This is a genomic window from Sulfitobacter sp. 1A15106 (assembly GCF_043556995.1).
Classification (GTDB): domain Bacteria; phylum Pseudomonadota; class Alphaproteobacteria; order Rhodobacterales; family Rhodobacteraceae; genus Sulfitobacter; species Sulfitobacter faviae.
On record NZ_JBIFFM010000001.1, the window covers coordinates 372121 to 392924 of the forward strand.

Below are 20804 nucleotides of genomic sequence, written 5' to 3' on the forward strand. Positions count from 1 at the left end.
CTACCACTCTTGCCTCGCGGATAGCTTAACCGCGTGGGAGGATTCTCACAATGGGGCGGTGCAAAATGCCAAACGACCGCGCAAACCGTCAGTCTTTTTGCAGCGCGCGCAGCACCCGATCCAGCGCTTGGCCCTCTTTCGAGTATTTAGCAGGGGCGTCCTTAACAAGGTTGTAATAGGCCCCCGCGTCATAGATCTGCACCGGCAGCTTCAGATCCTGCGCGGTCAGACGGCCCGTGGCCGCCAGCACGGAATAAGCCGCCACATAGAGGTTGGCGCGGGCCGACACGCGGGTCGATTCCGCATCCAGCAGCGATTGCTCTGCATCCAGCACGTCCAAGGTGGTGCGCGCGCCGAGGGTCGCTTCTTCACGGACACCGCGGAAGGCGATACGCGCCGCCCGGATCTGGCGGTCAGAGGCTTCCAACTGCGCCCGTGCCGAGGCCAGCGCGGCATAGGCGTTGCCCACTTCCTGCTCGACGTTTTGGCGCACCACATGCAGGTTCGCGCGCTGCGCGTCCCGCTGCGCCATCGCGCTGCGCACGGCCGAGGACAGCGCCCCGCCCTGATAGATGGTCTGACCGACCTCGACCCCAACGCTGCCGCTGCGGGTATAGGCTTCGCTGTCGAAAGTCTCGTTCAGCCCATATTGCCCGTTCAGCGTGATCCGCGGGGCCATGGCGGCCTCATTGGCTTCGACGCTCAGATCGGCCGCCGCCACCTGATGCTGTGCGGCGATGATCGACGGGTGAGTGCGCACGGCCAAAGCCTTGGCCGAGGCGAGGTTGCCGCCGACATTCGGCAGGCTCGGCGGTTGGCTAAGGTTGCCCGGGGCATGGCCCACGGCATTGCGATACTCCTCGACCGCGCGCAGCAGCACGCCTTCGGCGCCCGCCAGCCCGCTGCGGGCATTGGCAAGCTGCGCTTCGGCCAAAGCCACATCGGTGCGGGTAACTTCGCCCACGTCGAAACGATCCCGCGCGGCGCGCAGCTCTTGGGTCAGCAGCCGCAGGTTGTTGTTGCGCAGCTCAACCGTTTCCGAGGCTTCGATCACGCCCATATAGGCCGCAACCGCGCGCAGCAGCACCTGCTGCTCTAGGTTGACCAAGGTCTGGCGGGTGGCCAGCACGGCCTCTTTCGCCGCCTCCACCCGATAGGCGCTCGCGCCGAAATCATAGAGCAAAAGCTCGCCAATCAGGCTGATCGACGCCTTGAGGCTTTCCGTCGACTGGGCTGGCAAAAGGGAGGAGCTGCGCGTGGTGCCAAAGCTTTGCGTCAGCCCGGCGGCCCACCGCAACACGGGTTTCAGCGCTGATTTCGCCGCGGCCACATCCTCATCGGCGGCCCGCAAAAGCGCGCGGTTCTGCTCCAGCAGACCGGAATGCTCATAGGCCCCCACCAGCGCATCGGCCAATGTTTCAGCAGCAGCCACACGCGGCAGGGCAGCGCCGCTGGCGAGGACAAGGCTCACCGGCACGGCGATGGCAAAACGTTTGAGGGATTTCGTGAAACTGTTCGCGCTCATGGCTCAATGCCCCTGAATGGCTTTTTTAGACCTTTAACCGGCCCGTAGGCCGATCGGGGCGGGTGCCCCTCCTCTGAAGGCGAAGTGGCGCGCGGTATAATCGGCGCGCCATCCTGTCGCTACAGCTGGAATTCTGCCTGACGTTCAAAGCCACGCAGCACCGGCGCACCGGCGTTGAATTCGGGCCGCCAAGACACCTGACCGCCGCGTTTATAGCCCACGCGCACCTCGCCCAGACCCCGATCCATAAAGAGACAAGCGATCCGCCCGCCCTCTTTCACCTGCTCCACCAGCGCTGCGGGCAGCTCACCCACCGCACCTTGGACGATGACCACATCATAGGGCCCATGCTGCGGCGCGCCTTCGGTCAGCGGGGCGACATGGACGATCACATTGTCCGCGCCCGCCTGCGCCAGCGCCTCTTGCGCCTCGGCGGCCATGGCTTCGTCTTCCTCAACGGCGACGACGGCCTCTGCCATATGCGCGATCACGGCACTGGAATAGCCCATGGCGCAGCCGATATCGAGCACGAGTTCCTCATTGGTGATGTCGAGGTGATCGAGCATCTTGGCCAATGTTCGCGGGTCGAGGAGCACCCGATCCTGCCCCAGATCGAGGTTTTCACCCAGATAGGCAGCCTCGCGCTGTGCCGCCGGCACGAAGTCTTCGCGCTGCACGGTCAGCATCGCGTCGATGATTGGAAACTTGGTCACATCCGAAGGACGAACCTGCGTATCTACCATGGTTACGCGGCGGGCGGCGAAATCACTCATCAGCTAAACTCATTCGTTCAGGGTGTCTGAAGAGTGATGTGCCACATTGCCGGGCCAGCGGCAACGCCCTGACCGCATTTTCGCGCGCATATGGGACTTGCGGCCCCCTTCGTGATCCGTTAGCAGTGCGCCAACCACCGGTCGGCGAGTTGGCGGAGTGGTTACGCAGCGGATTGCAAATCCGTGTACACCGGTTCGATTCCGGTACTCGCCTCCAATCCCCGACATAAGCGGCTACGCGATACCGCCCACCGGCGAAACCACTATTCGCGCGCCCTCCCCTTAAGAGCCACCCAGGCCCCCTCGTCATCAACGGCGCGGCCATGCCTCACCCCCCACCACCTTTCCCCGCCGCCGCCAAAACCTCGCGCAACTCATCCTCATTCCGGTAGCCGATCAGAATACCCGCCGTCGCCTCGCCCATCGTGGCATCGCTGGCTGCGATCTTGGCGTCGGAGATGGTGGTGCGCTGAGCGGTGCGGCGCGTCCAGCGGAACAACAGTTGCTCCAGCCGGGCGCGCTCAGGCGCATGGGCGGGGTCGGCCCCCAGATCGTCCAACTCATCGGGATCGCTCTCAAGGTCGAACAGCATCGGGCGGAACCCTTCGGCAAAAACGTATTTCCACCGCCCGTCGAAGAGCATCGTCAGCTTGGCGTCCTTCACCTCGACCCCCAAGCGTTTGCGCACGTCGCGCTGCGCGTAGTCGTATTCCGAGACCACGAAATCGCGCAACCGCTCGGCCTTGCCATGTAACAGCGGCAAGAGGGATCGGCCCTCGATGATATGCGGCACGGCGGCGCCGCCGAAATAATCAAGGATGGTGGGCACCACGTCGATCGCCTCGACCAGTGCCGAGGATTTTGCGCCGCGGGTCGCATCGGCCTCGGGGCGGGGATCAACGACGATCATCGGGATGCGCGCGGAGGGGTCGTGAAAAAGCTCCTTCTCCCCCATCCAGTGGTCGCCAAGGTAATCGCCGTGATCCGAGGTGAAGACGATCATCGTGTCATCCGCGACCCCCTCTTCGGTCATGAACGCCATCAGCCGACCGATCTGGTCGTCGAGCTGTTTGATCAGCCCCATATAGGCAGTCAGAACCCGGCCTCGGGTCGCGTCATCGGAAAAGGCTTGAGAGACGCGCTCTTGCATGAATGCGCGATAGACGGGATGCGGATCGCGCTTTTCCGCCGCGCTGCGCACCGGGTCCAGATGGCTCTCGGACCCATAGAGATCATGGTAGGGCGCGGGGACGATATAGGGCCAATGCGGTTTGATATAGCTCAGGTGCAGACACCACGGCTGATCGCCGGCATCGCGGATGAAATCCATGGCGCGGCCCGTGATATAGGGCGTCTCGCTCTCCTCATCCGCGGCGCGGGCCGGTTTGTCGGCATGGTCCAGAAACCAACCGCTCAGGATATTGCCCTCTGCATCTTCGGCGCTGTTGGCGACGGAATGCCAGGGGTTCTCATCCTGCCACCCGCGGTCCTTCATATGCGCCTCATAGGCGGGGTTAGGGGCGTAGGGCCCGCCGTCGGGGTGCAGCCCGTCGTCCCGCTCATACGGTTCGAACCCGCATTCCGAGATCAGCGCGCCAATCTCGCTGTCGGGCGACAGGCCAAGGCGGCGCAGCCCTTCGCTATCGGCGGCCATATGGGTCTTGCCGCAAAGCGCTGTGCGCACGCCCAAGGGGCGCAGATGGTCACCCAGCGTCATCTCCCCCACTTTCAGCGGGATGCCATTCCAAGTCGACCCATGCGAGCTGACATAGCGGCCCGTGTAGAACGACATGCGCGAGGGGCCGCAAATCGGCGATTGCACATAGGCGCGGTCAAAAAGCACCCCGCGCGCGGCCAACGCATCGATATGCGGCGTGTGCAGATGCGGATGGCCGGTGCAGGAGAGGTAATCCCAGCGAAGCTGGTCGCACATGATGAAAAGAACGTTCTTGGGCATGGGCCGCTTTCCCTGTGATGCTCCTTCGCGCGCCCTGCCCGCGAAGCGTTGCGTCGTGCTGCGACTTGATTTTGGCCCGCCTGACAATGCTTTGCAGTTTCCGGCCCAAATTTAACCAAATTTTTAGCATTCACGGCCCAACCTTCACCAGGACGATGGGAAAGGCAACTCAAGCCGCGCAAAGCGAGGATGCCAGAATGGACAGCACGCAAAGGATACTTGTCACCGGCACGGGCGGTTTCATCGGCTTTCACCTTGCCCGGCTATTGCTGGCCGAAGGCGCACGGGTGCAGGGCTATGATGGGATGACCGATTACTACGATGTCGCCCTGAAACAACGCCGCCACGCGATGCTGCTTCAGCATGAGCATTTCACCACCAAAGAAGCGCTGCTGGAAGACCGCGAGACCTTCGACGCGCTGGTTGATGACTTTGCCCCCGACATGATCGTGCACCTTGCCGCACAGGCGGGCGTGCGCCACAGCATAGACCACCCCCGCGCCTTTCTGGAGGCGAATATCACCGGCACCTTCAACGTGATGGAGGCTGCGCGGCGGTTGGAGGTGAAACACCTGCTCATGGCCTCCTCCTCGTCAATCTACGGGGCCAATACCGACATGCCTTTCGCCGAGACAGGGGCCACCGACCGGCCCCTGTCGATCTACGCCGCCACGAAAAAAGCGAATGAGGGGATGGCCCATGCCTATGCCCACCTATGGGGTCTGCCGACGACGATGTTTCGATTTTTCACCGTCTACGGGCCTTGGGGGCGGCCCGACCTTGCCTTGAGTAAATTCGTCGACGCGATCCTCGATGGCCGCCCGATCGATATTTACAACCACGGCGAGATGTACCGCGATTTCACCTGCGTCGACGATCTGGTGCGCGCCATTCGGCTGCTGATGGATTGCGTTCCGCCGCAACCGGGCACGGCGCCACCGCCGCCGGACTGGGATTCACTCTCCCCCGCGGCCCCCTACCGTGTGGTGAATATCGGCAATTCCGAGAAGGTGCGCCTGCTCGATTTCGTCGAGGCGATCGAAGCCGCGCTCGGCAAGCGGGCGGTCCGCAATTACATGGGGATGCAGATGGGTGACGCCCCCGCCACATGGGCCGATGCGACCCTGCTACATAGGCTTACCGGCTACCGCCCACAGACCGACATTCACGAAGGCATCGCGCGTTTCGTCGCTTGGTTTCGGGACTATCACGGCAGATAGCCGCAGCGCTTAGTGCTGGTGCTGCTGGCGGACGTAGTCCATCACCGCGCCCCTGACCGACATCTCGCCCTGCTCTCGTGCGGCATGGATGACCGCGCGCACGTCATCGAGATTGCAGCGCCGCAGCAGGCTTTTGACCGGCCCGATCGATGCCGGGCGCATCGACAGGGTCTTGAGCCCGATGGCCGCGAAACACAGCGCCTCGACCGGGCGGCCCGCATCCTCCCCGCAGAAAGACAGCGCAGTATTGGTTTCGGCGCAACGTTCCACGATGCCCTCAAGGAAGGTCAGGAAAGAGACGTTCAGCGTGTCATAGCGCCGCCGCACCCGCTCGTTCTCACGGTCGGCGGCGAAAAAGAACTGCTTAAGGTCATTGCCCCCGATCGACAGGAACTCGACCTCTTCAAAGAATTTCTTTGGGGCAAAGGCGAGGCTGGGGGTCTCCAGCATGGCGCCGACCTCCAGCTTTTCGGGCAGGACATGGCCCAGAATACGCTCACGCTCCATCGCCTTGTCGACCTCGGCGCGCGCGGCGCGGAATTCTTCGAACTGGGCGATAAAGGGAAACATTACCGCCAGCGGGCGGCCTGCGGCGGCGCGGATCAGGGCCTGCAACTGCATCCGCATGACACCGGGCTTGTCCAATCCCACCCGGATCGCGCGCCAGCCCAAGGCCGGGTTCGGCTCATCATGGGGCTTCATATAGGGCAGCACCTTGTCCGACCCGATGTCGAGCGTACGAAAGACCACGCGGCGGCCATGGGCGGCATCGAGCACGCGCGCGTAAAGCGCGGCAAGCTCGGTCCGGCGGGGCATCTGGTTGCGCACCAGAAACTGCAACTCGGTGCGGAAGAGCCCGACCCCTTCGGCCCCCGACCCTTCGAGAGAGGGTAAATCGGCCATCAGACCTGCGTTCATCTGTAGGCTGATGATCCGCCCGCATTTCGTCTCAGCCGGTTTGTCGCGGATAGAGGCATAGCGTTCCTGCGCCGCCGCTTGCATCGCGATCTTGTCGCGAAAGGCCGTGGCCACGGTATCGTCGGGGCGCAGATGCACCACGCCCTGCTCACCATCGACCATGATGTGATCGCCGTTCAGCGCGTCATTGGTCACGCGGCTGGCATGGACGATCAGCGGAATCGCCAGCGCCCGCGCGACGACAGCGGCGTGCGAGCCGACCGAGCCGCCCTCTAACACGATGCCGCGCAACGACCGCCCGTAATCCAGCAGTTCCGCCGGGCCGATGTTGCGCGCCACGAGGATCGGATCGACCGGCATCTCGGCCCCGGTATCGCTGCCCTGCCCCGTCAAATTGCGCAGCAAGCGGTTCGACAGATCATCCAGATCCGACAACCGCTCGCGCAGGTAGGCATCATTGACCTGCCCCAGACGGGCGCGGGCCATGGATTGCTCTTTCTCGACCGCGGCCTCAGCACTCAGCCCGCTTTGAATATCCTCCACCATGCGCCGCATCCAGCCTTTGGAATTGGCGAACATACGGTAGGCTTCGAGCACCTTCTGCTGCTCTTTGTCGGCGGTAAGGCTTAACAATTGGTCAACGCTGAGCCGCAATTGCTCGACCGCTTCGGTCAGCCGCTCCGTCTCACGTTCAGGGTCGTCGGCAATGGGGTTGGAGACCACCACCCGCGGCTCATGCAGCCAGACGTGCCCCTCGGCCACGCCCTCCTGCCCCACGGTGCCGCGCAGCAGCACCGGCTGGCTATGCCGGGCCGACATCGCAGCCCCCTCGCCGACAAATGCGCCAAGCTCGGCCATTTCGGCCAGCACCATCGCGACGACCTCAAGCGCATAGACCTCATCAGCGGAGAACTCCCGTGCGACTTTGGACTGCACCACCAGCACGCCCAGCGTCTCACCCAGACGTTGCACCGGCACCCCAAGGAAGGAGGAATAAATCTCCTCCCCCGTCTCGGGCATGAAGCGGAAACCAGCGGCTTGGGGCGCATCGGGCGTGTTGATGACCGTGCGCCTTTTGGCGACCCGACCGACCAGACCTTCGCCCAGTTTCATGCGCGTTTCATGCACCGCCGCTTCGTTCAGCCCTTCGGTGGCACAAAGCTCAAGCGTGTCTTCGTCGCGGAACAGATAGATCGAGCAGACTTCGCAGCCCATGGAGTTGGCGATCAACTGGGTGATCTTATCCAGCCGCGCTTGGCCCGCCACATCGCTGGCCATCGCATCACGCAGCCGCCCCAGCAGCTTGCGGCTTTCTGTCTCAACCCGTTCGGCCATATGCTCCGGTCCCTGTCCCTCTGGAGCAGGGTTTAGCGCACTCGCGCAAGGATAGAAATGCTATTCGCGCCATACCCTACATCCTCGACCAGCATATCGGCGGGATGCTGCAGATTTACGCAAGGGGTCACCTTGCGTAAAACCCGTGTCATCGCAGGTGTTTAGGCCGCTTTATCAAGCTCGAAAGCGTCGTGGAGCGCCTGCACGGCCAATTCCATATACTTGCGGTCGATCAACACGCTGATCTTGATCTCGGAGGTAGTGATCACCTTGATGTTGATCCCCTCGTCCGAGAGCACCTTGAACATCTTGGCGGCCACGCCGGTGTGGCTGCGCATGCCGATCCCCACCACGGAAACCTTGGCCACAGCCTTGTCGGCGATCAACTCCTGATAGTTGATGATCCCCTCTTCATGGGCCTTTTCCATCGCCTTTTCAGCGCGGATCACCTGATCGACGGGGCAGGACCACGTCATATCGGTGCGCCCCTCTTCCGAGATGTTCTGAACGATCATATCGACGTTCACGCCGCCCTCGCTGAGCGCGGTAAAGATCGTCGCGGCGATGCCGGGGCGGTCCGCCACGGACACCAAGGTCATCTTTGCCTCATCACGGGAAAACGCGACCCCGGCCACCACATTGCTTTCCATGATTTCCTCCTCATCGCAGACGAGCGTCCCGGCGTCGTCAGATTGTTCTTCGAAACTGCTCAGCACCCGCAGTTTAACCTTGTAGCGCATCGCCAGTTCGACCGAACGGGTCTGCAAAACCTTCGCCCCGAGAGAAGCCAGTTCTAGCATCTCTTCAAAGGAGATCTTGTCAAGTTTGCGGGCCTTGGATTCGACCCGCGGGTCGGTGGTGTAGACACCATCGACGTCGGTATAGATATCGCAGCGCTCCGCGCCAAAGGCGGCGGCAAAGGCGACGGCGGTCGTGTCAGACCCGCCCCGGCCCAGCGTGGTGATCCGGCCCTGCGGGCTGATGCCCTGAAAACCTGCGACCACGGCCACCTTCATGCCTTCGCCGAATTTGGCGGTGATGTTGTCTGTGGGGATCTCTTCGATCCGGGCGGCGGAATGGGCATCGGTGGTGCGCACCGGCACCTGCCAGCCCTGCCACGAGCGTGCGGGCACGTCCATTTCCTGCAAAGTGAGCGCCATCAGGCCGGCGGTAACATTCTCCCCGCTCGACACGATGGCGTCATATTCGCGCGCATCATAGAGCGGCGAAGTCTCATTGACGAAGCCCACCAGCTTGTTCGTCTCACCCGACATGGCGGATACGATGACGATCACGTCATAGCCCTTGGCCACCTCGACGCCGACGCGCTTTGCCGCGCGGCGGATACGGTCCAAAGTGGCAACCGAGGTCCCACCGAATTTCATAACCAGAACAGGCATATTGTCCCCCGCGCAACAGTCCAGCGCGGTCTAAGCCCACGGCACGGCAAGGGCAAGCCTATTTAACATGACGTTATGTAGCGCCGCCTAGAACGGATGCGCGCGGCCATCCCAAGTCTCGAAACAGCCCGTCTGTCCAAGGTCCAGCGCGGCGATCCGCCCGGCGAGGCCCTGCGCCGAGTCCTCAACGCTGATCTCGCCCTGATCGCCGCCCATATCGGTGCGCACCCAGCCGGGGTGGTAAATGCCCACCGCGATGCCCTCGGGCTTTAGGTCCACCGCCAGATTGCGCCCCAGATTGATCGCCGCCGCTTTGGAAGCGCGGTAGATATAGCTGCCCCCCGGCGCCCGCGTTTGCGACCCCATCTGCGAGGCGATGATCGCGATTTTCGCCCCCTGCGCCGCACGCAGGTTGGGCAGCAGGGATTGCACGGTGAGGAAAACCCCGGTCACATTGGTCGCAAAGCTCTGCGCCCAGAGGTCGGGGCCAAAGCCGGTATCCAAGTCATCGCCCTTGTCGAGATACACACCCGCATTGCAGATCAGCAGGTCCAGCGGGCGGTCTTGCAGGCTTGCGGCGAAGGACGCGTGGCTTGCCGGGTCGGTCACGTCCAGCACGGCCTGCGCGCCTGCGCCGCGTGCGGTGCCGATCACCTCTTCGCCCGCGTCTTTATACTGGCGGGCCAGCGCCGCGCCGATGCCGCGGCTGGCGCCTGTGATAACGATGGTCATGGGCGATCCTTTATGAAAATGGGCCTTTAGGAAAGTTGGCGTTTGGGTTTGAACGGGAGCGGCATCAGGGGCACGCCCTCGGCCACCAATTCCCGCGCCTGATCCAGCCGCGCCTCGCCATAGATCGGGCGCTCGGGGCTGCGCCCTGCGTGCATGTCCCGCGCCTCGCGCACGAAATTCTTGCCAACGTAATCGGAGGTGGATTCGACCTTTTCGCGCAGGGCGTTCACCGCTTTTTCCACATCACTTGTCGGATTGGACAGGGCCGGGGCGGGTGTCTCGGCGGGTTGCGGTTTTTCTGCCGCTTCCGGCGCAGCCGGAGCGCTGCCGCCCGAGGTGACCCGCGGGGCCATCAGCGATTTGCTCACCTCCGTCGACCCGCAGACCGCACAGCTCAGATGGCCCGCGCGGGCGAGGCTGTCAAAGGCTGCCGCAGATTGAAACCAACTTTCGAAACCATGCCCGGCCTCGCATTTCAGTGCATAACGGATCATTCGCCCGGTCCTCAAACTCTCTGCTTTAAATGGGCTGCGGCGCGAAAGAGGTCAAGACAAGCGCGGGCGCGGCGCGGATCGCAACGCGGCGCGGTCAGCCCGCCAAGCCACCGCTGCGCGGATCGAAATCACGGATCAGCCGCGCCAGATCGGGGGCCTCCACCAGCCGGGCGGCCTTGCGGCGCGAACACCACATCCGCTTGCGCTGTCCCTTCTCGGGGAAGTGTTTGGCCAGCGCCTTGACCTTTACCGGGTAGAGCATCGCCAGACAGGGCAAGGTCCCATCCGCGCCGGTTTTGGCATAGCTATAAACGCCCAGACATTGCCCCCGCGCCTGCCCCACGACGCCGCCTTCCTCCCAAGCCTCGACCAAGGCCGAGGCGGCGGGGGTCTTGCCTTCCATCGGCCAGCCCTTGGGAATGATCCAACGCTTGCTCCCGCGCGAGGTGATCAGCAGGATCTGCAACTTGCCCCGTTTGCGACGCCAGCAAAGCGCCGCGAATTGAATGCGCAGCTCATCCTTCTGGCCGCCGTTCAAGGATATCGGAGCCTGTTTCACCATCCGTTGCAGCCGCACCCCTTGGCAGGTTGTTTCCCTTTGACCCTAGCGCGGCGATCCCAGTCTGGCCATATGCACTTGCCCCCTTTCATCGCATCAAAGATACTATCAAAATGATAAGATTTTCCGCTCTTCTGACAGTGCTCTGCAGCCTTGCCCTGCCCCTTCGGGCCGAGGCACCCGTGACGGTCTTTGCCGCCGCCAGCCTGCGCGGCGCGTTGGAGGAGGTCACGGCGGATTTCCCCGCGCCGGTGGTGCTGTCTTATGGCGGCTCAGGCACGATGGCGCGGCAGGTCGCCTCCGGGGCGCCCGCCGATGTGGTCTTGCTTGCCAATAGCGACTGGATGACATGGCTCGCGGACGAAGGCGTTGAGGGGGCCGGGAATGCGCAGATCATCGCCCGCAACCGCCTCGTGCTGATTGCCCCCGCTGGCAGCGTACCGCTTGCCGATCCCGCCGAGCTGCCCGCCCGGCTCGGCGCCGAAGGGCGGCTTGCCATGGGGCAACGCGACGCCGTTCCCGCAGGCAGCTATGCCCGCGCATGGCTCACCCATGCGGGGCTTTGGCAGCAGCTGCAAAGCCGTTTGGCCGAGACCGACAATGTCCGCGCCGCACTGGCGCTGGTCGCGCGGGGCGATGCGCCACTTGGCGTGGTCTATGCCAGCGATGCGCAGGCCGAGCCGGAGGTGCAGACCATCTACGAGGTCCCTGCCGAGGCCCATGCCCCGATTACCTATCCTGCCGCGGCGCTGACGGCCAAGGGCAAGGCACTGGTCGATTTTCTGACCACCGACGCGGCTCAGGCGATCCTTGTGGACCACGGGTTCCTTCGGGCCGATCATGGATCTTGACGCCGCCGCTTGGGCCGCGCTCTTGCTGTCGCTGCGGGTGGCGAGCGTGGCGATGCTTTGTTCGCTGCCGCTGGCGCTTTGGGTGGCGTGGGTCCTCGCCCGGAAGGAGTTTCGCGGCAAAGGCGTGGTAAGCGCGCTGGTCCATCTGCCACTGGTGCTGCCGCCAGTGGTGACGGGCTATCTGTTGCTGCTCAGCTTTGGCCGCAACGCCCCTTTGGGCCGCCTGTTAGAGAGCCTCGGCATCGGTCTTGCCTTTCATTGGACGGGCGCGGTGCTGGCCGCGCTGATCATGGGGTTCCCGCTGATGGTTCGCGCGATGCGGCTGGCGATCGAGGCGGTCGACCCCCGGATCGAAGACGCCGCCGCCACCCTCGGCGCGCCGCGCCTCAGCGTATTTTGCCGCGTCACCCTGCCGCTGATCTTTCCCGGCATCCTTGCGGGGGCGGTGATGGGCTTTGCCAAGGCGATGGGTGAATTCGGCGCCACGATCACCTTTGTCGCCAATATCCCCGGCCAGACCCAAACCCTGCCGAGCGCGATCTGGACGGCCCTGCAGGTGCCGGGCGGTGAGAATCGTGCGCTGGCCATGGCCGGGCTGGCCGGGCTGGTGGCACTGGCCGCCGTGTTGCTGTCCGAAGCCTTGGCACGGCGGGTCGCGAAACGCATTTCGGGGGCGCGCTGATGCTTGAAGTCACGCTGCGCCATGGGTTCGACGGCTTCGATCTGGACCTGTCTTTCACGACCCAAGGCGGGATTACCGCGCTCTTTGGCCGCTCCGGCGCGGGCAAGACGACGGTTATCAATGCACTCGCCGGATTGCTGCGCCCCAGTGTCGGGCGCGTGGTGCTGGACGGTGAGGTTCTTTTGGATACGCAGCGCGGCATCTGGGTGCCGCCGCATCGCCGCAGGCTGGGCTATGTCTTTCAAGACGCGCGGCTTTTTCCCCATTTGGACGTGCGCGGCAACCTAACCTTTGGCGCGCGCTATGCCCCGCGCGGCAGCCAAGGCGCGGGTTTTGCCGATGTCGTGGCGCTTCTGGGGCTTGAGCCTCTGCTCGACCGCGCTCCGGCGACGCTCTCGGGCGGGGAGAAACAGCGCGTCGCCCTTGGCCGGGCGCTGCTGTGCCATCCGCGCATGTTGTTGATGGATGAGCCGTTGGCGAGCCTCGATGGTCCGCGCAAGCAGGAGATCCTGCCTTACCTCGAACGGCTGCGCGACGGGGGGTTGGGCCTGCCGATCCTCTACGTCAGCCATGCGGTGGACGAGATCGCCCGCCTCGCCGATCGCTTGGTGCTGCTGCAAAGCGGGCGGCTGAAGGCGCAAGGCGCCCTGTTTGACGTGATGGCCGACCCCGCCGCCGTGCCGCTGCTGGGCGTGCGCGAAGCGGGCGCGGTGCTGGAGGCCGATGTCATCGCCCATGCCGAAGATGGGCTTTCGACCCTCGCCGTGCGGGCGGGGCAGTTGGAGCTTCCCGGCGTGCAAGCCCCGGTGGGCGCGCGGGTGCGGCTGCGGGTCTTGGCGCAGGATGTGATCCTGTCGCGCGCGCGGCCCGAGGGGCTGTCTTCGGTCAACATCCTGCCCGTCCGGGTCGAGGCTGTGCATCCCGGCGACGGACCGGGTGCGGCCATCGCACTCGACGCAGGCGGAGACCGCCTTTTGGCGCGGGTGACGGCGCGGGCGGTCCGCGACCTTGATCTGCGCGCGGGCATGGGCTGCTATGCCATCCTCAAGGCCACCACCGTGGCCCCGGGCAGCATAGGGCGCTGATCACAGTTTGGGCGGCGTCCTGCCCATTTTCTTGCGTAGGCGGGCGACCAGTTCCTCTTGCGGGATATCCGCCTCTATCGCCAGTTTGCGCAGGCCGAAATGCACATGGGCCATGTCTTGGTAATAGCTGGTATAGGCATAGTTCGTCGCAGCCCCAGCCACAGCGCCCAACACGGGCACCGCCTGCGCGGCGAGCTTTTGCCCCAGCACCAGCGCCAGACGCGGCGCCACGCGGGCGATCACCGCATTCATCGCGCGGCCCGTGAGCGCCATGCGCACGGTAAGAAACCCCAGATCAGCGCTATCGTCATCCGCCAGCGGCCCGGCGGCGGTAAAGACATGCACGCAGTCGAATTGCACATTCTCCGCCGAGGGATCGAACCCATGTTCCGCCGCCACCCCTTGGATGACCCGCAACAGAAGCGTGGTGGTCACCGGCAGTTCGGCCAAGGCGGTCGGCAGCCCCCCGGCCCCGCCTGCGGCGCCCATCGCGGTCGAGACCGCTTGGTTCAGCCAACCCTGCTGGTCTTTCACATAGCTGCGGCTGGAATGGGCGGCCTGCATGGCATGGCCAAGCGCCTTCATCGTCGCCCCTTCAAGGTTGCGGCGCACCGCCCCCGGCAAACGGTCGATCAACCCATCCGCGCTGCCACCGATAAGGTTGAGCACATGGATGCCCACGCCACCCGCCTGTTTGTAACGGCGGGCGATCTCATCCAGCCGGGCATCGACATCAATGGTGCTGGGCAGGTTGCTTTCGATCTGCATGGGCGTCCCTTTTTGAGCTTAGGCTCAATGTGGGTCGCGGGCGGGGTAAAATCAATCGTGCCAGCGGCGAACCTTGCCTGTCACCCCGGCCCAAGCGCCCTCGGCCAAGGCGCGGCCCAAGATGCGCGCGGGGTTCGTGGGTGGCGGCATCTCGACCCCTTGCAACAGGGCAAAGCCGAAGCGGTTGTAATAGGGCGCGTCGCCCACCAGCATCACCCGTTCCCACCCCAGCGGGGCCGCCTGCGCCAGCGAGGTCTCGATCAGCCCCGCGCCCAGCCCTTCGCCCTGCCTTGTGGGGTGCACCGCCACCGGCCCCAGCAAAAGCGCCTTCGCCGCGCCGATGCGCACGGGCCAATAGCGGATCGCCCCGGCCAGAATCCCACCGCTATCGCGGGCCACATGGTTCAGCCCCGCCACCGGCGACACGCCATCGCGCAGACGGTAAGACGACAACGCCTCGCGCCCCGGCGCGAAACAGGTGTCATAGAGCGCTTCAACCTCCCAATGGTCGGCGGGCACCTCCGGGGTCATCTTGTAGGGCGTCTGATGCAAGGCCGGAGGCTTTCGGGAGCAATTGCGGGTGGCGCTGGACGTAGCATGAGGCTAGCCATGGGTGCAAACCATCAAGGAGTGTACATGTTCTATCGTCCCGAAGACGGCCATGGTCTGCCGCATAACCCGTTCAACGCCATCATCAGCCCCCGCCCGATCGGCTGGATCTCCACCCGTGATGGCGCGGGTCGAGACAACCTCGCCCCCTATTCCTTTTTCAATGCCGTCGCCTATGTGCCGCCGCAGGTGATGTTCGCCTCGACCAGCGCCAAGGAAGACGTGGACGGCACCAAGGATTCCGTGGCCAATATTCGGGAAACCGGGGTGTTCTGCGTGAACGTGGTGGAATATGCGGCGCGCGACGTGATGAACGTGAGTTCCGCCATGCTGCCTCATGGCGAGGATGAATTCGCCCGCGCCGGGATCGACAAGGCCGAGTGCGAACAGATCGCCTGTGCGCGGGTGGCGAATGCGCCCGCGAGCCTCGAGTGCAAGCTGACCCAGATCGTGCAACTGCCGGGCGAGGCGAATTTCGCGGTTTTCGGTGAGGTCGTGGGCGTGCATATGCGCGACGATTGCGTGGTCGACGGGCGGTTCGACGTGACCCGGTTCCAGCCGCTGTCGCGTCTGGGGTACCGCGATTACACGGTGGTGCGGGATGTGTTCGAGTTGAAGCGTCCGGATGATTGATGGCTGAGGGCCGCAGTTAAGATGCGAGGGCCATCGCCTGTCCGCGGGTCGGCGATCTAACGGCGCTGCGTGCCACTTTATGGCTCAACCATGATGTGCGGCCCGCAGGCTCGCGCCCAGCCTCTCTTAATCGCCTACCCGGTCGCACCGGAGGTGCGCTCAGAATAATACGGCACGCCTTTGGCGTGACGGGCGGGCAGGCGATGGCCCGGCGCCTGCGGCTTGATTCCGGGCCGGTGGCAAACTCGACCAGAAACAAAAAACCCGGCACCTTTCGGCGCCGGGTTTTCCATTCAATGCCCGCCCAGAACCCCGGTGCGCACATCGTAATCAACAGCCAATTCGTAATCGGGGTCGTCATCGCTATCGACCATCAAATGCCCCGCCTTATTCAGCAGACGGTGACAATCCCGGCTGAGGTGACGCAGTTGCAAACGCTTGCCCGCAGCCTCGTATTTTGCGGCCATCGCCTCGATCGCCTGTAGTGCGGATTGGTCCACCACCCGGCTGTCGGCGAAGTCGACGATCACCACCTCGGGGTCGTTCTCCACATCGAAAAGCTCGGCAAAGCCGTCGGACGAGCCGAAGAACAGCGGCCCGTGAATCTCATAGACCTTGGCGCCCTTTTCGGTCACCGATTCCCGCGTGGTCGCGTGGATGCGGCGGGCGTTGTTCCACGCATAGGCCAGCGCCGAGACGATCACGCCGACGACAACCGCCACGGCGAGGTCTTCCATCACGGTCACCACGGTCACCAGAATGATGACGAAAGCATCCATCAGCGGCACTTTGCGCAGGATGGTGAGCGAGTTCCAAGCGAAGGTGCCGATCACCACCATGAACATCACACCGACAAGAGCGGCCAGCGGGATAAGCTCGATCACCGAGGAGCCGACGAGGATGAAGAGCAGCAAGAACACCGCCGCGGCGATCCCGGCGACACGGGTGCGACCGCCGGATTTCACGTTGATCATCGACTGGCCGATCATCGCGCAGCCGCCCATGCCGCCGAAGAAACCGGTGACCGTATTGGCCACACCTTGGGCGATACATTCTTGGCTCGCGCCGCCGCGCTTGCCAGTGAGATCCCCGACGAGGTTCAGGGTCAGCAGGCTTTCGATCAGACCGATGGCGGCGAGGATGACGGCGTAAGGCAGGATGATCTCAAAGGTCTCCCAAGTCAGCGGCACCATGGGGATGTGCAAGCTCGGCAAACCACCTTGGATCGACGCCAAGTCACCCACCCGCGGCACGTCGAGGCCGAAACCGATCACCACGGCGGCAATCACGCCGATGCCCGCTAGCGGCGCGGGGATCACCTTGGTGATCCGCGGGGTGATCCAGATGATCGCCATGGTCGCCGCCACCAGCGCCAGCATGAGGTAGAGCGGCTGACCCGAAAGCCATTCACCACCGCCCACGCCATGACCGGTGTCGACCATGGTGCCAGGCACTTTGAACTGGCTCATCTGGGCGAGGAAAATCACGATGGCAAGGCCATTGACAAAGCCCAGCATCACCGGATGCGGCACCAGCCGGATGAACTTGCCCCATTGCATGACGCCCGCGAAAATCTGCAACAGGCCCATCAACACGACGGTGGCAAAGAGGTATTCGACCCCGTGCTGCGCCACCAAGGCCACCATGACCACCGCAAGCGCCCCGGTCGCGCCCGAGATCATCCCGGGCCGCCCACCGATCAGCGCGGTGATGAGACCCACGAGAAAGGCGGCATAGAGCCCGACCAGCGGGTGCACCCCGGCGACGAAGGCAAAGGCCACCGCCTCGGGCACCAGCGCCAGCGCCACGGTCAGCCCCGACAGCAGTTCGATGCGCAGCCGCCCGATGGAGAAACCGTCATCCGGCATCCAACGCAGATCGGTCACATCGAGGTTCTTGGCGAAATTGTGCAGCGTGGCGCGCATGGGGGCGTCCTTTGACTTTCGGAAAACGGGTATAGCGCCCTGACCGCGGATGCGGGGCGCTTTTGGCTGCACCTAGAGGAATTTCGCCGCAAAGAAAAGCGTCTTGGCGACGGGGCCACGGAAGTTGCTGCAATGCAGAAACACTTTCGCCCCCTCCCCTGACGCAGTCGTGTCTTGCCTCTCGGCAAAAACACTTGATCCCCGTGGCATTCTATGAGGTTCTTTGACCCTTACCCGCAACCATCCTAGGCACAGGCTTACCCCTCATGACAGATACGAAAATCGCCGTGATCGGCGGCTCCGGCATTTACGACATCGACGGGCTTCAGGATGCCGATTGGGTCACCGTGGAGACCCCATGGGGCGCGCCCTCGGATCAAGTGCTGACCGGCACGCTGGATGGGGTCGCCATGGTCTTTCTGCCGCGCCACGGCCGCGGGCATGTGCATACGCCGACCTCCGTCCCCTACCGCGCGAATATCGACGCGCTGAAACGGCTGGGCTGCACGGATGTGATCAGCGTCTCAGCCTGCGGGTCGTTCCGCGAGGAGATGGCCCCGGGCGACTTCGTGATCGTCGACCAATTCATCGACCGCACCATGGCGCGCGAGAAGAGCTTCTTCGGCCCCGGCTGCGTGGCCCATGTCTCGGTCGCCCATCCGACCTGTCCGCGCTTAGGGGACGCCTGCGAGACCGCAGCACGAGACGCGGGCATTAACGTGCACCGGGGCGGCACCTATCTGGCGATGGAGGGGCCGCAATTCTCGACGCTCGCGGAATCCAAGATGTACCGCGACAGCTGGGGGGCGGATGTGATCGGCATGACCAATATGCCCGAGGCGAAACTCGCCCGCGAGGCGGAGCTTTGCTATGCCAGTGTCGCGATGATCACCGATTACGACAGCTGGCACCCGGACCACGGCGAGGTGGATGTGACGCAGATCATCGCCACGCTGATGGGCAACGCCGACAAGGGCCGCGCCATGGTCTCGCGCCTGCCCGCGCTTCTGGGGGCCGAGCGCGCGCCCTGCCCGCACGGCTGTGACCGGGCGCTGGAATTTGCGATCCTGACCCAGCCGGATGCGCGGGATCCGGAATTGCTGGCCAAGTTGGATGCGGTGGCGGGGCGGATGCTTTGACCGCAGGCGGCGGCTTTGCTTGGCTGCGTGCGGAAGGTATTTAAGAAAGGATGAAGGGAGGGGGGTGGCGCCCCTTTTTAGATGTTGTGCGGTGCGCGCAGATCGGGGGTTCGCCCGGGCGGCGCGTTGCGCTAAGACGGGTCCGGTCAAACACGCGGAAGGGCGGCATGAAACAGGTTCAGGACTATATTCGCACGATCGTAGATTTCCCCCATGAGGGGATCATGTTTCGTGACGTGACAACGCTTTTTGCCGATCCGCGCGGGTTTCGCATGGCGATCGACCAGATGCTGCACCCCTATGCGGGAATTGCGATTGATAAGGTCGTGGGGCTGGAGGCGCGCGGCTTCATTCTTGGCGGGGCGATTGCGCATCAGCTGAGCGTGGGTTTCGTGCCGATCCGCAAAAAGGGCAAGCTGCCCGGCACGGTGATCAGTCAGGACTATCAGCTTGAATATGGCGAGGCCATTGTCGAGCTGCATGATGATGCGATCAAACCGGGCGAGAAGGTTCTGGTTGTGGATGATCTTTTGGCCACCGGCGGCACGGCGGAGGCCGGGATCAAACTGATTGAGCGTTTGGGCGGCGAGATCGTTTCCTGCGCCTTTATCATTGATCTGCCCGAGTTGGGCGGGCGCAAGCGGTTGGAAGCGCTTGGCAAAGAGGTGCATGCGCTCTGCGCTTTCGACGGGCTTTAAGCCCTTAGGACGGCGCCGGGGTTCATGATGCCTTGAGGGTCGAGCGCCGTTTTGATGGCGCGCATGGCGGTGAGTTTGGCGGGGTCGCCGTAGCGTTCGAGGTCGTCGACCTTGATGCGGCCCACGCCATGTTCCGCGCTGAATGAGCCGCCAAGGTCGTGGACGAGGTCGTGCACCAGGCGTTTCACGACGTCGCGCTTATCTTCGTAATCGGCGCGGCTTTTGCCCTTTGCGGGGAAGACGTTGTAGTGCAGGTTGCCGTCCCCGACATGGCCGAAACAGTTGATGCGAAAGTCGCCGAGGGCCGAGAGCGCATCGGTCGCGCGGGTGATGAATTCGGGGATCGCGCCGAGGGGCACTGAGATGTCGTGGCTGGAGACCGAGCCGATTAGGCGGTTGGCCTCGGGGATGGTTTCGCGGACGGTCCAGAAGTCTTGGGCCTGTTGGGCGTTCTGGGCGATGAGGCCATCGGAGACGTGGCCCGCGTCGAGGGCTGCAGCGAAGAGGGCCTCTAGGGCGGCGTCGGTATCGATCTCTCCGGGGGTGCCGATGTCGATCAGGACGCACCATTGCGGGGTTTCGGCGAAGGGTTGGCGGATGTTGGGCAGGGTTTCGTTAAGGAAATCGAAACCTCTTCGGTGCATCAATTCGAAAGCGCTGATCATTTCGCCCAAGTGATCGCGCGCGAGGGAGAGGAGCGCCAATGCGGCACCGGGGCTCTCGACCACCATGAGCGCGGTGCCGCTGCGGGCGGGGCGGGCGTAGAGCTTGAGGGCCGCGGCGGTGATTACGCCGAGGGTGCCTTCGGCGCCGATCAGCAGGTTGCGCAGATCGTAGCCAGTGTTGTTTTTGCGCAGGCGGGTCAGCCCGTGCCAGATTTGGCCGTCAGGCAGGACGGCTTCGAGGCCAAGGCAGAGGTCGCGGGCACTGCCGTAGCGCAGCACGCCGGTGCCGCCTGCGTTGGTCGAAAGCGTGCCGCCGATGCGCGCGGTTCCTTCGGCGGCGAGGGACAGGGGGAAGAGGCGGTTTGCCTCTTCGGCGGCGGTTTGGACATCGGCGAGGATTGTGCCTGCTTCGGCGACCAGCACATTCTCTTCGGGCAGGACGGCCCGGATGCGGCTCATGCGTTCGAGGGAGAGGATCAGGGGTGCCGGGCCATCGCTGCTGATCTGGCCCCCGACAAGGCCGGTGCCGCCGCCATAGGGCACGACCGGCACGCGGGCGGCATGGGCAGCGCGGATCAGGGTGGCCACCTCTTCGGTGCTGCGCGGCAGGGCCAAGACGCCGCCCTGCCCCGCGTAGCGGCCGCGGGGTTCTTCGAGGTAGCGCTGCTCGGGGTCGCGCAGCACATCATCGGGGAGTTGTGCGCGCAGGGTATTGATGAAGGCGGTGTCGGCGGGGTTCAATGTCATGGGCCTTTGATCCTGCGCGGGGCGCGCGGATGCAAGGGCAAAGCGCCGGAACGGCTGGGAGAATGCGGGGCGTGAGGCGGGGCGATCAT

At 64.1% G+C, this 20804-nt stretch carries 19 protein-coding genes and 1 tRNA gene; 8 read left to right on the forward strand and 12 right to left on the reverse strand.

The window, feature by feature from the left end:
* Positions 1-88: 88 nt before the first annotated feature.
* Together ACGYKA_RS01795 and ACGYKA_RS01800 are read right to left on the reverse strand one after the other, a co-directional pair.
* The gene (locus tag ACGYKA_RS01795; protein ID WP_394409770.1) at positions 89-1525 is read right to left on the reverse strand and encodes a TolC family outer membrane protein; all 1437 of its coding nucleotides are present in this window, start codon (positions 1523-1525) and stop codon (positions 89-91) included.
* A 119-nt stretch (positions 1526-1644) separates the two neighbouring features.
* Complete coding sequence (locus ACGYKA_RS01800) at positions 1645-2298, reverse strand: protein-L-isoaspartate O-methyltransferase (RefSeq protein WP_271687992.1); 654 nt, start codon at positions 2296-2298, stop codon at positions 1645-1647.
* Between the two features lie 143 nt (positions 2299-2441).
* Between ACGYKA_RS01800 and ACGYKA_RS01805 the strand changes: the two genes are divergently transcribed.
* Positions 2442-2515 (forward strand) — tRNA-Cys (locus tag ACGYKA_RS01805).
* Between the two features lie 111 nt (positions 2516-2626).
* Here the strand turns inward: ACGYKA_RS01805 and ACGYKA_RS01810 are convergent.
* Positions 2627-4255, reverse strand: a complete 1629-nt coding sequence (locus ACGYKA_RS01810; protein ID WP_394411216.1) for an alkaline phosphatase family protein — start codon at positions 4253-4255, stop codon at positions 2627-2629.
* 197 nt (positions 4256-4452) lie between these two features.
* Between ACGYKA_RS01810 and ACGYKA_RS01815 the strand changes: the two genes are divergently transcribed.
* Positions 4453-5475 carry an NAD-dependent epimerase/dehydratase family protein gene (locus tag ACGYKA_RS01815; protein WP_394411219.1) on the forward strand — a complete coding sequence of 341 codons (1023 nt, stop codon included), beginning with the start codon at positions 4453-4455 and terminating at the stop codon, positions 5473-5475.
* A 9-nt stretch (positions 5476-5484) separates the two neighbouring features.
* On the opposite strand, the gene ptsP is transcribed toward ACGYKA_RS01815, so the two are convergent.
* The 5 genes from ptsP to ACGYKA_RS01840 all read right to left on the reverse strand — a co-directional run bounded on the left by ptsP (position 5485) and on the right by ACGYKA_RS01840 (position 10916).
* Entirely contained in the window at positions 5485-7728 is a 2244-nt protein-coding gene (ptsP, locus tag ACGYKA_RS01820) for a phosphoenolpyruvate--protein phosphotransferase (RefSeq protein ID WP_394411222.1), read from the reverse strand.
* A gap of 161 nt (positions 7729-7889) precedes the next feature.
* Positions 7890-9128, reverse strand: coding sequence for an aspartate kinase (locus ACGYKA_RS01825; protein WP_209219097.1), 1239 nt, complete (start codon positions 9126-9128; stop codon positions 7890-7892).
* An 87-nt stretch (positions 9129-9215) separates the two neighbouring features.
* The gene (locus ACGYKA_RS01830) at positions 9216-9860 is read right to left on the reverse strand and encodes an SDR family oxidoreductase (RefSeq protein WP_394411225.1); all 645 of its coding nucleotides are present in this window, start codon (positions 9858-9860) and stop codon (positions 9216-9218) included.
* Between the two features lie 26 nt (positions 9861-9886).
* The gene (locus tag ACGYKA_RS01835) at positions 9887-10354 is read right to left on the reverse strand and encodes a DUF1178 family protein (RefSeq protein ID WP_394411228.1); all 468 of its coding nucleotides are present in this window, start codon (positions 10352-10354) and stop codon (positions 9887-9889) included.
* A gap of 94 nt (positions 10355-10448) precedes the next feature.
* Positions 10449-10916 carry an NUDIX hydrolase gene (locus ACGYKA_RS01840; protein WP_067267814.1) on the reverse strand — a complete coding sequence of 156 codons (468 nt, stop codon included), beginning with the start codon at positions 10914-10916 and terminating at the stop codon, positions 10449-10451.
* A 110-nt stretch (positions 10917-11026) separates the two neighbouring features.
* Between ACGYKA_RS01840 and modA the strand changes: the two genes are divergently transcribed.
* From modA to modC, 3 genes are read left to right on the forward strand one after another with little or no spacing between them, the layout of a single operon-like run.
* Positions 11027-11764: a molybdate ABC transporter substrate-binding protein gene (modA, locus tag ACGYKA_RS01845; RefSeq protein ID WP_394411231.1), complete on the forward strand. Its 738-nt coding sequence runs from the start codon at positions 11027-11029 to the stop codon at positions 11762-11764.
* Complete coding sequence (gene modB, locus ACGYKA_RS01850) at positions 11754-12446, forward strand: molybdate ABC transporter permease subunit (RefSeq protein ID WP_394411234.1); 693 nt, start codon at positions 11754-11756, stop codon at positions 12444-12446. The genes modA and modB overlap by 11 nt, the downstream gene beginning before the upstream one ends.
* Positions 12446-13531, forward strand: coding sequence for a molybdenum ABC transporter ATP-binding protein (modC, locus tag ACGYKA_RS01855; protein WP_394411237.1), 1086 nt, complete (start codon positions 12446-12448; stop codon positions 13529-13531). Before modB ends, modC begins: the two co-directional genes overlap by 1 nt.
* Here the strand turns inward: modC and ACGYKA_RS01860 are convergent, their stop codons facing one another.
* A complete protein-coding gene (locus ACGYKA_RS01860; protein ID WP_271693191.1) occupies positions 13532-14299 on the reverse strand; it encodes an EcsC family protein in 768 nt (255 codons plus the stop codon).
* 51 nt (positions 14300-14350) lie between these two features.
* A complete protein-coding gene (locus tag ACGYKA_RS01865) occupies positions 14351-14830 on the reverse strand; it encodes a GNAT family N-acetyltransferase (RefSeq protein WP_394411763.1) in 480 nt (159 codons plus the stop codon).
* A 105-nt stretch (positions 14831-14935) separates the two neighbouring features.
* Between ACGYKA_RS01865 and ACGYKA_RS01870 the strand changes: the two genes are divergently transcribed.
* Entirely contained in the window at positions 14936-15541 is a 606-nt protein-coding gene (locus ACGYKA_RS01870) for a flavin reductase family protein (RefSeq protein ID WP_067267806.1), read from the forward strand.
* 293 nt (positions 15542-15834) lie between these two features.
* Here the strand turns inward: ACGYKA_RS01870 and ACGYKA_RS01875 are convergent, their stop codons facing one another.
* Positions 15835-17466: a SulP family inorganic anion transporter gene (locus ACGYKA_RS01875; protein WP_394411240.1), complete on the reverse strand. Its 1632-nt coding sequence runs from the start codon at positions 17464-17466 to the stop codon at positions 15835-15837.
* A 266-nt stretch (positions 17467-17732) separates the two neighbouring features.
* On the opposite strand from ACGYKA_RS01875, the gene ACGYKA_RS01880 reads away from it, so the two are divergent.
* Together ACGYKA_RS01880 and ACGYKA_RS01885 are read left to right on the forward strand one after the other, a co-directional pair.
* Complete coding sequence (locus ACGYKA_RS01880; protein ID WP_271688012.1) at positions 17733-18605, forward strand: S-methyl-5'-thioadenosine phosphorylase; 873 nt, start codon at positions 17733-17735, stop codon at positions 18603-18605.
* Between the two features lie 167 nt (positions 18606-18772).
* Positions 18773-19303, forward strand: a complete 531-nt coding sequence (locus ACGYKA_RS01885) for an adenine phosphoribosyltransferase (protein ID WP_067267801.1) — start codon at positions 18773-18775, stop codon at positions 19301-19303.
* Here ACGYKA_RS01885 and ACGYKA_RS01890 read toward each other — a convergent pair.
* Positions 19300-20715 (reverse strand): FAD-binding oxidoreductase, encoded by a 1416-nt coding sequence (locus ACGYKA_RS01890; protein ID WP_394411242.1) that lies wholly within the window; start codon positions 20713-20715, stop codon positions 19300-19302. The two genes, ACGYKA_RS01885 and ACGYKA_RS01890, sit on opposite strands and share 4 nt — an antisense overlap.
* Positions 20716-20804 lie beyond the last annotated feature (89 nt).